Below are 13,949 nucleotides of genomic sequence, written 5' to 3' on the forward strand. Positions count from 1 at the left end.
CGAATTGTTACGAGACTGGCGTCATGCCCCCGGCAGGGATCCAGTTCTCTGGTAGAACGGGAAACAGGTGCTAGGGAAGAATGCCCATTCCCGGCCTACTTGCTTTTTGGCGTTGCAGGACGGAGAGCGACCGCATGTTTACTCTGGTTAAGCCCATCACCCGCCACGTGGCCCCTGCTGAGCTGGGGGGACGCCGACTGATGAAGGTGGTGTACGTGGTGTTGGAGCCGCAGTATCAGAGTGCCCTGACGGCGGCAGTCCAGCGCATCAACGCCCACAACCCCAAGCTGGCGGTGGAGCTGTCTGGGTATCTGGTGGAGGAGCTGCGGGATCCCTCGGGGTATGAGGCTTTCCAGCGGGATCTGGAGACGGCCAATGTCTTTATCGGCTCCTTGATCTTCATTGAGGACATCGCCCAGAAGGTAGTGCAGGCAGTAGAACCTCTGCGGGAGCGGCTGGATGCAGTGGTGGTGTTCCCCTCCATGCCGGAGGTGATGCGCCTTAATAAGCTGGGATCCTTTTCCATGGCGCAACTGGGCCAGTCTAAGAGCGCCATTGCCCAGTTCATGCGCAAGCGCCAGCAGGGATCCAACTTCCAAGAGGGGATGCTGAAACTGCTGCAGACCCTGCCCAAGGTGCTGAAGTACCTGCCCTTTGACAAGGCCCAGGATGCCCGCAACTTCATGCTTAGCTTCCAGTACTGGCTGGGCGGATCCCGCGAGAACCTGGAGAACTTTTTGCTGATGCTGGCGGATCGCTACCTGCCGGGGATGCGGGGACAGCTCTCCTTTGCCGAGCCAGTGACCTATTTGGAGATGGGCATTTGGCATCCCCTAGCGCCGCAGATGTTTGCCAGCCTGGCGGAGTATTGGGATTGGTACAATGCCCGCGAGGATCTGCCAGAAGACGTAAAGGATCCCTTGGCTCCCTGCGTGGGGTTGGTGCTGCAGCGCACCCACCTGGTGACGGGGGATGATGCCCACTACGTGGCGATGGTGCAGGAGCTGGAGTCGCGGGGGGCACGGGTGGTGCCGGTGTTTGCCGGCGGCTTGGACTTCTCCAAGCCGGTGAACGAGTTTTTCTGGAACGAGCAGAAGACAGCCCCAATTGTGGATGTGGTGGTGTCCCTAACCGGCTTTGCCCTAGTGGGGGGCCCGGCGCGGCAGGATCACCCCAAGGCTGTGGAGACGCTGCAGCGGTTGAATCGCCCCTACATGGTGGCCCTGCCCTTGGTGTTTCAATCCACCGAGGAATGGGCTGCTAGTGACTTAGGCCTGCACCCGGTGCAGGTGGCGCTGCAAGTTGCCATTCCTGAGCTGGACGGGGCCATCGAGCCAATCATCCTCTCGGGGCGAGACGCCGTCACCGGCAAAGCCCATGCTCTGCAGGATCGGATTGAGCTGATTGCAGCGCGGGCCCTCAAGTGGGCCAACCTGCGGCGTAAGCCCAAGCTGGAGAAGAAGATCGCCATCACTGTCTTCAGCTTCCCGCCAGACAAAGGCAATGTGGGGACAGCAGCCTACCTAGATGTGTTTGCCTCCATCCACCGCGTCATGCAGGCCCTGGCCCACAACGGCTACGACCTGGGGCCAGAGCTGCCCAAAACACCGCAGGAGTTGATGGAGTCCATCCTGCACGATGCCCAGGCCCAGTACGCCAGCCCAGAGCTGAACGTGGCTGCCAAGCTGTCGGTGCGGGAATACGAGGCCCTGACCCCCTATGTCAAAGCCATTGAGAAATATTGGGGGCCACCCCCAGGGCACCTGAACACTGATGGGCAAAATCTGCTGATTTACGGCAAGCACTTTGGCAACGTGTTCATTGGGGTGCAGCCCACCTTTGGCTACGAAGGGGATCCCATGCGGCTGCTTTTTTCTAGATCGGCCAGCCCCCACCATGGTTTTGCGGCCTACTACACCTATTTGGAGAAGGTGTGGGGAGCCGATGTGGTGGTGCACTTTGGCACCCATGGCTCTTTGGAGTTCATGCCCGGTAAGCAAATTGGCATGTCGGGCGAGTGCTACCCGGATAATTTGATTGGATCCCTGCCCAACCTCTACTACTACGCCGCCAACAATCCCAGCGAGGCCACCATTGCCAAGCGGCGCGGCTACGCTTGCACCATCAGCTACCTGACACCGCCGGCAGAGAATGCCGGCCTCTACAAGGGGCTGCAGGAGCTGCGGGAGCTGATTGGCTCTTACCAAACCCTGCGGGAGGGGGCACGGGGCATTGCCATTGTCAACGCCATCTGTGACAAGGCGCGCCTGGTCAACCTGGATAAGGATGTGGAGCTGCCAGAGGGGGATGCTGCCCAGCTGAGTCTGGAAGAACGGGACACAGTGGTGGGCAAGCTCTACGCCAAGCTAATGGAGATTGAGTCGCGGCTATTGCCCTGTGGTCTGCATGTCATCGGGGCGCCCCCCACGGCAGAGGAGGCCATTGCCACGCTGGTCAGCATCGCCAGCATTGACCGCCCAGAAGAAGGGATCCTCAGCCTACCCCGCATTATTGCCCAGAGCCTGGGCCGGGATATCGACGAGATCTACCGCAACCGGGATCGGGGGCACCTGGCGGATACGGAGCTGCTGGACCGCATCAACAAGGCCTGCCACAAGGCAGTGGCGGCCCTGGTGCAGGAGCAAACCGACGCCCAGGGGCGGGTCTCCAGGGTGGCCAAGCTCAACTTTTTCAACATGGGACGGCAGGCCCCCTGGCTGGTGGCCCTGAAGGAGGCGGGCTATCCCCAGGTGGATGCGGAGCTACTCAAGCCTTTGTTCGAGTTTTTGGAAGAGTGCCTTAAGCAAATTACGGCTGACTACGAGCTGGGATCGCTGCTGCGGGCCTTGGAAGGGGAGTACATCCCACCGGGGCCCGGCGGGGATCCCATCCGCAACCCCAATGTGTTGCCGACGGGGCGCAACATCCATGCTTTGGATCCCCAGTCCATCCCCACCGCAGCGGCCATCAAGTCGGCGGAGATCGTGGTGGAGCGGCTGCTAGCCCGCGAGTTGAGCGCCAACGGCGGCAGGTACCCGGAAACCATCTCGGTGGTGCTCTGGGGCACGGACAACATCAAGACCTATGGGGAATCGCTAGCCCAGGTGCTGTGTTTGCTGGGGGTGCGTCCCAAGCCGGATGCCCTGGGGCGGGTGAACAAGGTGGAGCTCATCCCCCTGGAGGAGCTGGGGCGTCCCCGCATTGACGTGGTGGTCAACTGCTCCGGCGTGTTCCGGGATCTCTTTGTCAACCAAATGGCTCTCCTCGACCGGGCAGTGAAGCTGGCGGCCCTGGCCGATGAGCCGCTGGAGCTCAACTTTGTGCGCAAGCACGCCCTCCAGCAGGCCAAGGAGCTGGGGCTGACGCTGGAGCAGGCGGCAACGCGGGTCTTTTCCAACGCCTCCGGCTCCTACTCGGCCAACATTAGCCTGGCGGTGGAAAACAGCTCCTGGGAGGACGAGAGCGAGCTGCGGGAGATGTATCTATCCCGCAAGTCCTTTGCCTTTGGCTCGAATCTGCCCAACCAGCAGATGCGGCAGCTTTTTGAGGCCAGCCTAAAGACGGTGGACGTGACCTTCCAAAACCTGGATTCGTCGGAGATTAGCCTGACGGATGTCAGCCACTACTTCGACGCGGATCCCACCAAGTTGGTGCAGAGCTTGCGCCCAGACGGCAAGGCTCCCGCAGCCTACATTGCCGATACCACCACGCCCCATGCCCAGATCCGCACCCTGAGTGAGACAATCCGGCTGGATGCTCGCACTAAGCTCCTCAATCCCAAGTGGTACGAGGGCATGCTCAAGCACGGCTATGAAGGGGTGCGGGAGATTGCCAAGCGGCTGGTGAACACCTCCGGCTGGTCGGCCACGGCAGGTGCGGTGGACAACTGGATCTACGAGGAAGCTAATGAGACCTTCATCAAGGACGAGGCAATGCGCCAGCGGCTGATGAACCTCAACCCCCACTCCTTCCGGCGCATTGTCGGCACCCTGCTGGAGGTGCACGGGCGCGGCTACTGGCAAACTTCCCAAGCCAATATCGAGCGCCTGCAGGAGCTCTATCAGCAAGTTGAAGACCGGATTGAGGGGATTGAGTAGCTAGGCGATCCCGCTAGAGGAGAGCCGAGGCTACGGCGCAGGCTGCAGCATTCCTGCCAAGCGCTCTGCCCTGCTGCGGTGAATAAGGGGCCTCTGGGTAGGCGGCTCCGCTGGCAAGAGGGCAGCTCCCTTGCCGCAGCGGGCCGTAGGCCTTGGAGTTGGGGGTATGACGCCCTCCCCCTTAGTGCTGGGGAGAAGCTGGGGTAGTCAGCCGCAGGCAGCCAGTGCAAAGGGTTGGCTGGCCCGGCTGGCTGGGTGGGTAGCTGAGGGAGGAGCAGGCGGCTCTTCACCCACTGGCCCAAGCCTTCTTCTGCTGCTGAGTTGGCCAAAGTCGGCAGGGATCTCACCCTCTAGCCGTAGGGCAGAGGTTAGAAAGAATGCGGCTTTTAGTCTTCCTCCTCCAAAATGCGGGGCACCTTGAAGAACCTGTCAGCGCGGTCGGGGGCGTTAGCCAGGATCCCTTCGACATTGGAGTAGGGCTGCACCTCATCGGGGCGGGTGGGCAGCTCGATATCGAGGACATGGAAGGTAGGCTCTACGCCTTCGGTATCCAGTTCCTGAAGCTGTTCTACGTAGGCCAAAATATCTGCCAGTTGCTGGGTAAACTGGATTTCCTCTTCCTCGGTAAGCTCAAGCCGTGCCAGATGAGCGACGTGGCGTACCTCTTCCCGTGTCAGCATTGTTTCCTTTGCCCTATGAGCTACCGCTGAGTTTACTGCAGCCAGACCTCAAGAGGGGGCAGCTCAATACAGCTCTAGGTTGGCGCGTCCTGTGGTTTTCAGCCAATTTTGGGCCTCGATGTAGTTGTTGGGGGCAATGCGAATGGCGCGGATCCAGTAGCGGGCGGCCTCGTCAAACAGGGCCTCCGCCGTTTCTTCATCCCCAGCTTGCAGACTCTGCTCACCTTTGTGGTGTAGCAAAACGGCAATGTTGTTGAGGGCTGAACAGAGGCGTGGGTTTAGCTCTAAGGCCTGGTGGTAGTACTCCAGGGCTTTGTCCAGGTCACCGGTGCTTTGGTAAATCAAGCCCATGTTGTAGAGAATGTAGCTGCGGTCTTGGTCGTCCTGCTCCAGAGCCAAAGCTGCGCGGTAGTTTTCTAGGGCCTCGGCGTATTCCCCTTCGCTCTGGGCTGCCATGCCGTCTCGGTAGTAGGCAAAGGCTTTCTTCTCGTCCGAACTCACCCCTGGCAGCAACTTTAGGATTAGGTCGGCCATGACCGTGAAAGTTTTGTCAATGAAGTTGTCGTTCTTCATGCCGCGCGGCATGGTTGACCTCCTTTGGAGCCTGGGATAGGACCTACCCTTTTTGCGTTGTACCACGCCCGCGAAGCCTTTAGGTTGAGCCTGGCCCAGAAGAGGCTGAGCGACGCTTGCTGAGGCGCACCGGGTGCCACTGCACGGTTTCACCAGGAAAGACTTCCAGCTCGCAAGTCGTATCGATGAGCCGTTGGGCCTGGGCTTGGGGAGTGGGGTAGCGGGCCAGATCCGCATCCACTAGGTGGGGATGCTCTTGCAGGAGCTGCACGAGGAACTCCTGCAATTCCTCAGAGCTGAGAAATTGCTCTGGCAGGCCCGGGATCAGCAGCACGTAGTGATTGGCAGAGCGAAGCGGCTCGGGTTGGGGGTCTGACATGGGGTTGAGTTGGGTATCTTAACTTCCATAATGAAGGGCTGCGGCTCTCTTGATATCCTGAAAAAGGCTTTTGTCCGCCCTCTTGTTGGCTTTGAGAGTGCTATGGCCAAGCCGCGCACCTTTTCTGGCATTCAGCCCTCCGGGGAGCTGCACCTGGGCAATTACCTAGGGGCTATTAAAAACTGGGTGGCCGAGCAGGAGCAGTATGAGAACTTCTTTTGTATTGTGGACCAGCACGCTGTTACTGTGCCCCAGGATCCCAGGCTGTTGAGGGAGCGCACCCGTTCCCTGTTTGCCCTCTATTTGGCCTGTGGCCTCAAGCTGGAGCATTGCGTGCTGTTTGTGCAGTCCCATGTGCCTGCCCACACGGAGCTGGCCTGGCTGTTTGCCACCATCACTCCCATGAACTGGGCGGAGCGCATGATCCAGTACAAGGAAAAAAAAGAGAAGCAGGGCGAGGAAACGAGCGTTGGCCTGTTTAGCTACCCAATTTTGCAGGCGGCGGATATTCTCCTCTACCAGCCCAAGTATGTACCTGTGGGAGAGGATCAGCGGCAGCACATCGAGCTCTGTCGGGACATTGCCCGCCGCTTTAACGACCGCTTTGGAGAAACATTTGTAATCCCCGAGGCGCTAATTCGCCCGCAGGGGGCGCGGATTATGAGCCTAACGGATGGCACGCGCAAGATGTCCAAGTCGGATCCCTCCGAGTTCAGCCGTATCCACCTGCTGGACGATCCAGATACAATTCGCAAAAAGATTCAAAAAGCTAAGACCGACTCAATCCGCGGCATTACCTTCGACGACCCGGCCCGCCCAGAGGCCCACAATTTGCTGACAATCTACATGCTCACCTCCGGCAAGAGCAAGGAGGAGGTGGCGGCTGAATGTGCCGAGATGGGGTGGGGGCAGTTCAAACCTCTTCTTGCCGACAGTATCATTGCCACTCTCCAGCCCATTCAACAGCGCTACCGGGAGATCGGGAGTGACCCCGACTACCTCCAGCTGCTGATGCGAGAAAATGCTGCCAAGGCTCGCGCCGTGGCCGAGCCAACCCTCCAAAAGGTGCGAGAGGCAATGGGGTTTCTACCCCCTTGAGGGATCCCTCCCCCAGCAACGCAGCCCAGCAGCCCGAGAGAAGAAGTGCCGTCCTTGAGTCCCCACCTAGAAGCCACCTTGCAGGCTCATCCCTACTGCCAACCCCAATGCTGCTGGCAACTGGCCCTGGAGAGAGCTAGCATCGGGGAGCATTTACTTAGACTCGCCCTCGCCAACTTCAACAGGGCGGGGGGCAAGGATCCCCTTCCAGAGCAGAGGCAGGCGCTCCTGCCATTCCTGCCGGTGGTTGATCCCGTACACGCAGAGCAGGGTGATACCTACCCCCACCCACTGTCGGGGGGTGAGGGTTTCGCCTAGGAGGGTGTTGCCGAAGAAGAGGGCAAACACCGGGGTGAGAAAGGTCAGGGAGCTAAACTCGGTGAGGTTTTCTTGGGAGGCAAAGTAGAAAAACAGGGCATAGGCCACGGCGCTTCCCATCACCGAAGCATAGAGCAAGCCCAGCCAGTGGAGGCCGCTTAGGTGCTGCCACTGCTGGCTTTCTGTGAGCGCCGAAAGCAGGATCAAAGGCAAGCTACCCAGCACCATGTGCCAGCCAGTTGCCAATACTGGGTCTGCCACCTCTGCTACCTTGGGCATCATCACCGTGCCGATGGCCATCGACAGGGAGGCCAGCAACATCCAGCCAACGCCAGGTCCTAGCTGCAGGGATCCCTCCCCTCCCAGGCCAATCAAGCTAATGCCGACCACGCCTAGCCCCAGGCTCAGCCAGCCCAGCGCTCCCAGCCGCTCCCGGTAAAACCAGCTGGCCATCAGAGCTACTGCTAGCGGCTGCGAGTCAATCAACACGGATCCCAAGCCAGCGCCGGTCTCCTGCAGCCCTCGCGCCAAAAAGCCTTGAAAACAGGTGGCGTCCACGAGGGCAAAGGCCAAGACCCACAGCCAGCCCCGCAATCCCTGAGGATGCCAGGGCTGAGAGACGTTAGAGACCCGCCCCTGCCAAAGCCGAAAGGCCAAAACGAGGAGCCCGGCTGGCAACAGCCTCAGAATGGCAATGAAGAGAGGAGTGGTCTCGGAGAGGGCATCTCGCATCGCCACCATTGCCGAACCCCAGAGGAAAAAAGGGGCAATCATCAGCAGGCGTTGCCAGAGAGGCTGAGGTAACGTGTCAGAGTGAGCCATAAGCGCTTCAAACTTGGCCACAGAAGTCAACCCCATGTTAAGCGCTGCGGCAGCCTAGTTACAAATCTTCACTATTGATGCAGAGTATGGGATCCCTAGAGGGCTTTCTCAACCTGGATAAGCCGGCAGGGCTCACCTCCCACGACTGTGTGGCGGCAGTGCGGCGAACCTTGCGCACCCGCCAGGTGGGGCATGGGGGCACCCTGGATCCGGCGGCAACGGGAGTTTTGCCCATTGCCGTGGGGCGGGCGACGCGCTTTTTGGCCTTTCTGCCGGGGGATAAGGTTTATCGGGCAACCTTCCGCTTTGGTCAGCGCAGCAACACTGACGACACCGAGGGGGAGGTGGAGCTGGGATCCCCCTGTCCGCAGCTCAGTCGCGAGCAGGTGGAGGAGTGTTTGCAAAAATTTGTCGGCGAGATTTGGCAGGTACCGCCCCTTTACAGCGCCGTCAAGCGGCAGGGGAAAAAGCTTTATGAGCTAGCCCGGGCGGGGGCAAAGGCTGCCGAACTAGGGCTAGAGCCACGGCGGGTGGTGATTCGGCAGCTGCAGATCCTGGACTGGCGTCCCGGCGAATTCCCGGAAGTGGATCTAGAGATTGCCTGTGGCCCCGGCACCTACATCCGCGCCCTTGCCCGCGATGTGGGGGAAAAACTTGGCTGTGGCGGTTTGATGAGCCAGCTGCGGCGGCTGCAAAGTGGCCCTTTTCGCCTCGAAGAGAGCTGGCCTCTTGAGGGGTGGCAGGGATCCGCCAATCCTGCCGCTGCCCTGCTGCCCATTGAGTGGGGCTTTGTTGGCTGGGAGGTGGTCTTGCTCTCACCCCCTGAGGCCCGCCGCTGGCAGCAAGGTCAGGCCATTCCCCTAGATTCTGCCCAGGCTACTGCCAAGAGCGTACGGGTAAAGAGCGAGCAAGGAACGTTCTTAGGGTTGGGACAATGGCAAGGCAGACTGCTTAAGCCGCTACGGGTGCTGTTGCCGGATCCCTGATTTCCCTGTCGGGGAAGATCCTCCGTGTGATAGACTGCGGGAGAGCCAACCAAGGGCGGAAAACGCCTCAGGGATCGGTCCTGAGGGGAGGGAGGCTTGACCTAGCTCTTTGAGACGCCACGAAAACGGAGTTGGGGATATGCGCGATGCCGTAACCACTTTGATCAAAACCTACGATCTGACAGGCCGCTACCTCGATCGGGATGCCATGGAGGCTCTCAGGGCCTTTTACGATTCCGGGTTGCGGCGCATCAAAGCCGTGCAGGTCATCAACCTCAACTCGGTGGACATCGTCAAGACGGCTGCTGCGGCCATGTTTGCCCAAGTGCCGGAGCTGCTCCGCCCAGGAGGGAACGCCTATACCACTCGCCGCTACGCCACCTGCCTGCGGGATATGGACTACTTCCTGCGCTATGCTTCCTACGCCCTGGTGGCTGCCGACAATAGCATTTTGGACGAGCGCGTTTTGGCCGGTCTGCGGGAGACCTACAACTCCCTGGGGGTGCCGATTGCTCCAACCGTCATTGGGATCCAAAACATGAAGCAGCGTGCCCTAGAGCTGCTTGGCACCGACGAGGATTACAGCTTTGTAGCCGAGCCCTTCGATTACATGAGCGCCAAGCTGAGTGAAACCGATATCTAGGCGCTAGTCCTGCTGCGTAGGGGGGTGAGCAAGCTGCAGGCCCTAGCCAACTAGAGAGCTGCCACCCCCTGTAGCGGTGGGGATTCCAAATCGAGGGGGCTTCCTTCCCAGAGGCAGCTCTCTTCGCTTATGCTACTAGCCATTGAGAGCCTCCCTTGCTGGAACCTAAGGGGGGCACCCTGTGGATCCCAGCCAAAAGCCCCGAAAGACATGAAAGCTGTTGTCATGAACGTGCCCGGCGGGCCGGAGGTTCTGCAACTGCAGGAGGTACCTGATCCCCAGATCCGCGGCGAGCGGGAGCTGCGTGTTCGTCTCAAGGCTGCCGGCGTCAACCCCATCGACACCAAGCTGCGGCGGCGGGGCACCTTCTACCCGGAAGAGATGCCGGCCATTTTGGGATGTGACGGCGCTGGCGTTGTGGAAGCGGTGGGGGCCGGAGTGCGGCAGTTTCGGGTTGGAGACGAGGTTTACTTCTGCTATGGCGGCCTGGGCAAGCAGGGGGGGAACTATGCTGAGCTCATCGTGGTGGATGAGCGCTTTGTGGCCCCCAAGCCCAAAACCCTTAGCTTTGCCGAGGCTGCCGCTGCTCCCCTGGTGTTGATTACTGCCTGGGAGGCCCTTTACGACCGGGGGCGGCTGCAGACTGGCCAAAAGGTGCTTATCCACGCTGGCGCCGGCGGGGTAGGTCATGTGGCCATCCAACTGGCCCGCCTGCGGCGATGTGAAGTCGCCACCACCGTGAGCACCCCAGAAAAGGCCGAGTTCGTCCGTTCTCTGGGAGCTAGCCTGCCCATCTTCTACCGCCAGACTGACTTTGTGCGGGCTGTTTTGGACTGGACGGGTGGGGAAGGAGTAGATCTGGCCCTGGATACCGTGGGTGGCCCAGTGCTGGAGCAGACCTTTCCGGCTGTGCGGGTGTACGGCGATCTCGTCACGCTGTTGGCGCCGGCCCCAGAGACGGATTGGCGGGTGGCCCGCGACCGCAACCTACGGGTAGGCTTTGAGCTGATGCTTACGCCGATGCTAAAGAATCTTGTGGCTGCCCAGCAAAATCAGGCAGAGATTCTCAGGCAATGCGCCCGCCTCATCGACCAAGGCCAACTGCGTATCCACCTCAGCCACACCTTTCCGCTGGCCGAAGCTTCTGCGGCCCATCGCTTGCTGGAGCAGGGATCTGTTCTTGGCAAAATTGCCTTAATTATTTCCGATTAGGCCTGCTAAAGGAAGCCGTGGCCGGATCCGCCTATGGCTAATCCTCTCCCCCCTCACCTGTTGGAGAATGAGAGCTTCTATGAGAATGCCCTCTGCTGGCTGGGGCAACCCCAGGCGGCCTATCGGCTGCTGAGCGAAGCAGTTTTTCCGGCCATCTCCTCCTGGGTGCGGGGAGAGGTGGAGAGCTACTCCTTCACGCACTGGCAGCCGGAGGACGTGCGCACCTTTCTTTACCCCGTGGTGGCCCTGGGGGACGAGGAGACGCTTGTCCTTGCCAGTGAGGCCCTGCTTCTCTGTGGCAGCGGCACCTACTACAATCCTTGCGACCTGGCGATTGTGGTGTTTGTGCAGCAGCCCCAAGAGCTGTTTAGCCAACTGATGCAACGCATCCGCCGCACCGAAGCCATCATCACCCGAGGGCCGGAGGTGCGGATGCTCTCCGAACAGGTCAGCCTGGCCAAGCGGGGACGCGACTACATCAACACCAAGTATCTGGTCTGGCCCTACGCCCTTTCTGCTGCTGCTCAAGATACTCTGGTCAAGCAAGGGATCGGCATCATCCGTCTTTCCCCCCTAGAGGCTGCCTTGCCTTTTGGAGACTAGGCGGAGAGCAAGTTGGAGGAAAATAGGGATCCCTTACTGTGGTTTTCCATGGTCACTGCCCACCTGCCGCCCCTCATCAAGGCAATGCTGGAGCCGAGGTTTTACCCCCACCCGGTGCAGGAGCCGATCCAGCTTCTCCAAACCCACATCTCCTATGTTCTCCTGACGGGCGACTATGCCTATAAAGTAAAGAAGCCCGTAGATTTTGGTTTTTTGAACTTCACAACTCTCGAGCGGCGGCGCCACTTTTGCCAAGAAGAGCTGCGCCTGAACCAGCGGGGCGCGCCGGAGCTTTACCTAGAGGTGTTGCCCATTGTGCGTGCCAAGGGCCAGTTCCAGCTTGACGGCAGGGGCGAGCCAGTGGAGTACACCCTCAAAATGCGGCAATTTCCTCAAGAGCAACTCTTTAGCAACCTCCTCGAGCGGGGGGAGCTGACACCAGCCTTGATGGAGGAGCTAGGGCGGGCGGTGGCGGCCTTTCACGCCCAGGCGGCGACCAACGACTACATTCGCAGCTTTGGCCGACCAGAGCGGGTACGGGAGGCCTTTGACGAGAATTACGCCCAGACCCAACGCTACATCGGCGGCCCCCAGACCGCCGAGCAGTACCGAGAGACCCGAGCCTATACGGATGGCTTTTTTGCCGGGCGGCAGGAGCTGTTTTACCAGAGAATCGAGCAAGACCGCATCCGCGAAGGCCACGGGGATCTGCACCTGGGCAATATCTGCCACTGGGAAGGCAAGATCTTGCTTTTCGATTGCATCGAGTTCAACGAGGCCTTCCGCTTTGTGGATACGATGTACGACGTCTCCTATGCGGTGATGGATTTGGATGCCCGCCACCGCCCCGATCTGGGCAATGCCTATTTGAACACCTATTTGGAAGAAACGGGTGACTGGGAGGGACTGAAGATCTTGCCCATTTACCTCAATCGCCAGGCCTATGTGCGGGCCAAGGTCACCTCTTTTTTGCTGGACGATCCTGCCGCCTCGGAAGCTTCCAAAGCCAATGCCTTCCACACTGCCGCCCGCTACTACCGCCTGGCCTGGGAATACACCCTTCCCAAACAGGGGCAGTTGTTTTTGATGGCTGGCCTGTCGGGAGCAGGCAAAAGTACGGTGGCCCGCTACCTGGCCCGGCAGCGGGGAGCCATCCACATTCGCTCCGACGCCGTGCGCAAGCACTTGGCCGGGATCCCTCTGCGGCAGCGCGGGGGGCCAGAGGTGTATACGCCCGAGATGACTGAGAAAACCTACCGCCGCCTAGTGCAGTTGGGAGTGGAATTGGCCCAGGAGGGCTACACCGTCATTCTGGATGCCAAGTTTGACCGGCAAGCGCTGCGCAGCCTGGCGATGGAACAAGCGCAACGGCGCGGCCTCCCGCTGCGTATTCTCTACTGCCATGCTCCTGAGCTCGTCCTCCGGGAGCGTCTGCAGCGGCGCAGCCAGGCTTCTCTGCCCTCTGACCTCTTGGCCTCAGGCATTGGGGAGGGGCGAAGCGTGGCTGACATTGCCGATGCCACTGCCGATCTCCTTGCCCAGCAGCAGGCCCAGTGGCAGGATTTTTCCGAGGGGGAACGGTCTTACCTCACCGTGTTGGACACCAGTCAGGATTGGCAAGCGCAGCTGCAGGAGATCACCAGTGAGCGAGGTAATGGCTGAGGATTTGCGCTTGATGCCATTGTTTGAAGGCTTTCCTCCAGAGGTGCTCGAGCCGCTGGCCCGGCAGATGGCGCTGCGCTCCTACCCCGTCAGCCAGGCCATCTTGTTGCAAAATGACTGGGGCAGTGCCGTCTATTTCATTCTGGAGGGCTGGGTTAAAATTCGCACTCACGATGGAGAGGGGCGGGAGGTTACCCTCACCATTCTCGGCCCAGGCGAGATCTTTGGGGAGATGGCCGCCTTGGATGAGGCACCCCGTTCCAGCGATGTGATTGCCTTAACACCGACCAAGGTTTGCTGTCTGCCGGCCCAGGATTTTCTGGCTTTTTTGACTGCTCATGCCCAGGCTGGCATTCGCCTTGCCCAGCTCATGTCCCGCCGTTTGCGGCAGCTCAACCGGCGGCTGCAGTTGCGCGAGGCTAGCAGTGTTGCCCGCGTTGCCGATATTCTTCTCTTCTTGGCAGAATCCCGGGGCCGGGTCAGCCGCAGCGGCGTAGAGATCCCCAACTTGCCCCATCGGGAGCTGAGCAGCTTGAGCGGCTTAGCGCGGGAGACGGTTACCCGCGTTCTTGCTAAGCTGGAACAGGAGGAGCTGATCCGCCGGGATCGCAGCCGCGACATCCTCTGTATTCCGCAGATGGAGGCCCTGGAAAAGCTCGTCGGCTAAGGGGCGCTCCCTGTTGCCAAAGAGGTCCTGAGCGCTCTAAAATAGGGGGTCGAAGCCGGGATAGCTCAGTTGGTAGAGCAGAGGACTGAAAATCCTCGTGTCACCAGTTCGAATCTGGTTCCTGGCATGCTAGAGTCAAAGCTGCCCTAAGCAGCTGGAGAGGCAGAATCCCCTAGGCAGGGGCCTGGGCTATTCACCGCCTGCCGGCA

The 13,949-nt window shown here is 60.2% G+C and carries 12 protein-coding genes and 1 tRNA gene; 9 read left to right on the forward strand and 4 right to left on the reverse strand.

Annotated elements, in window-relative coordinates:
* Positions 1-134 precede the first annotated feature (134 nt).
* Entirely contained in the window at positions 135-4,097 is a 3,963-nt protein-coding gene (locus NW827_RS03365; protein ID WP_414503332.1) for a magnesium chelatase subunit H, read from the forward strand.
* A 386-nt stretch (positions 4,098-4,483) separates the two neighbouring features.
* On the opposite strand, the gene gatC is transcribed toward NW827_RS03365, so the two are convergent.
* The 3 genes from gatC to NW827_RS03380 all read right to left on the reverse strand — a co-directional run bounded on the left by gatC (position 4,484) and on the right by NW827_RS03380 (position 5,729).
* Positions 4,484-4,777 (reverse strand): Asp-tRNA(Asn)/Glu-tRNA(Gln) amidotransferase subunit GatC, encoded by a 294-nt coding sequence (gene gatC, locus NW827_RS03370; protein WP_414361370.1) that lies wholly within the window; start codon positions 4,775-4,777, stop codon positions 4,484-4,486.
* 63 nt (positions 4,778-4,840) lie between these two features.
* Complete coding sequence (locus NW827_RS03375; RefSeq protein ID WP_414403613.1) at positions 4,841-5,362, reverse strand: photosystem I assembly protein Ycf3; 522 nt, start codon at positions 5,360-5,362, stop codon at positions 4,841-4,843.
* A gap of 67 nt (positions 5,363-5,429) precedes the next feature.
* On the reverse strand, positions 5,430-5,729 hold the full coding sequence (locus NW827_RS03380) for a chlororespiratory reduction protein 7 (protein WP_414361366.1): 300 nt from the start codon (positions 5,727-5,729) through the stop codon (positions 5,430-5,432).
* A gap of 102 nt (positions 5,730-5,831) precedes the next feature.
* Here NW827_RS03380 and trpS point away from each other — a divergent pair, with 102 nt between their 5' ends.
* Entirely contained in the window at positions 5,832-6,827 is a 996-nt protein-coding gene (trpS, locus tag NW827_RS03385) for a tryptophan--tRNA ligase (protein ID WP_414403612.1), read from the forward strand.
* Between the two features lie 153 nt (positions 6,828-6,980).
* Here the strand turns inward: trpS and NW827_RS03390 are convergent, their stop codons facing one another.
* The gene (locus NW827_RS03390) at positions 6,981-7,967 is read right to left on the reverse strand and encodes a DMT family transporter (RefSeq protein WP_414361362.1); all 987 of its coding nucleotides are present in this window, start codon (positions 7,965-7,967) and stop codon (positions 6,981-6,983) included.
* A gap of 86 nt (positions 7,968-8,053) precedes the next feature.
* Here NW827_RS03390 and truB point away from each other — a divergent pair, with 86 nt between their 5' ends.
* From truB to NW827_RS03425, 7 genes are all read left to right on the forward strand, one after another.
* On the forward strand, positions 8,054-8,953 hold the full coding sequence (gene truB, locus NW827_RS03395; protein WP_414403611.1) for a tRNA pseudouridine(55) synthase TruB: 900 nt from the start codon (positions 8,054-8,056) through the stop codon (positions 8,951-8,953).
* Positions 8,954-9,092: 139 nt separating this feature from the next.
* A complete protein-coding gene (apcB, locus tag NW827_RS03400) occupies positions 9,093-9,596 on the forward strand; it encodes an allophycocyanin subunit beta (protein ID WP_414361358.1) in 504 nt (167 codons plus the stop codon).
* A gap of 210 nt (positions 9,597-9,806) precedes the next feature.
* Complete coding sequence (locus tag NW827_RS03405) at positions 9,807-10,808, forward strand: zinc-dependent alcohol dehydrogenase family protein (protein WP_414361356.1); 1,002 nt, start codon at positions 9,807-9,809, stop codon at positions 10,806-10,808.
* A 33-nt stretch (positions 10,809-10,841) separates the two neighbouring features.
* Complete coding sequence (locus tag NW827_RS03410; protein WP_414361355.1) at positions 10,842-11,411, forward strand: hypothetical protein; 570 nt, start codon at positions 10,842-10,844, stop codon at positions 11,409-11,411.
* Positions 11,412-11,459: 48 nt separating this feature from the next.
* Entirely contained in the window at positions 11,460-13,073 is a 1,614-nt protein-coding gene (locus NW827_RS03415; RefSeq protein ID WP_414403609.1) for an AAA family ATPase, read from the forward strand.
* 13 nt (positions 13,074-13,086) lie between these two features.
* Positions 13,087-13,740 carry a Crp/Fnr family transcriptional regulator gene (locus NW827_RS03420; RefSeq protein WP_414503345.1) on the forward strand — a complete coding sequence of 218 codons (654 nt, stop codon included), beginning with the start codon at positions 13,087-13,089 and terminating at the stop codon, positions 13,738-13,740.
* A gap of 54 nt (positions 13,741-13,794) precedes the next feature.
* Positions 13,795-13,867: transfer RNA gene (locus NW827_RS03425), tRNA-Phe, on the forward strand.
* Positions 13,868-13,949: the final 82 nt, after the last annotated feature.

This window comes from Synechococcus sp. H70.1 (genome assembly GCF_047502705.1).
In the GTDB taxonomy this organism is placed as follows: domain Bacteria; phylum Cyanobacteriota; class Cyanobacteriia; order Thermostichales; family Thermostichaceae; genus Thermostichus.

Coding starts and splice junctions, on each gene's coding strand:
- NW827_RS03365 (WP_414503332.1), top strand. CDS start 135: ATGTTTACTCTGGTTAAGCCCATCACCCGCCACGTGGCCCCTGCTGAG.
- gatC (WP_414361370.1), bottom strand. CDS start 4,777: ATGCTGACACGGGAAGAGGTACGCCACGTCGCTCATCTGGCACGGCTT.
- NW827_RS03375 (WP_414403613.1), bottom strand. CDS start 5,362: ATGCCGCGCGGCATGAAGAACGACAACTTCATTGACAAAACTTTCACG.
- NW827_RS03380 (WP_414361366.1), bottom strand. CDS start 5,729: ATGTCAGACCCCCAACCCGAGCCGCTTCGCTCTGCCAATCACTACGTG.
- trpS (WP_414403612.1), top strand. CDS start 5,832: ATGGCCAAGCCGCGCACCTTTTCTGGCATTCAGCCCTCCGGGGAGCTG.
- NW827_RS03390 (WP_414361362.1), bottom strand. CDS start 7,967: ATGGCTCACTCTGACACGTTACCTCAGCCTCTCTGGCAACGCCTGCTG.
- truB (WP_414403611.1), top strand. CDS start 8,054: ATGGGATCCCTAGAGGGCTTTCTCAACCTGGATAAGCCGGCAGGGCTC.
- apcB (WP_414361358.1), top strand. CDS start 9,093: ATGCGCGATGCCGTAACCACTTTGATCAAAACCTACGATCTGACAGGC.
- NW827_RS03405 (WP_414361356.1), top strand. CDS start 9,807: ATGAAAGCTGTTGTCATGAACGTGCCCGGCGGGCCGGAGGTTCTGCAA.
- NW827_RS03410 (WP_414361355.1), top strand. CDS start 10,842: ATGGCTAATCCTCTCCCCCCTCACCTGTTGGAGAATGAGAGCTTCTAT.
- NW827_RS03415 (WP_414403609.1), top strand. CDS start 11,460: ATGGTCACTGCCCACCTGCCGCCCCTCATCAAGGCAATGCTGGAGCCG.
- NW827_RS03420 (WP_414503345.1), top strand. CDS start 13,087: ATGCCATTGTTTGAAGGCTTTCCTCCAGAGGTGCTCGAGCCGCTGGCC.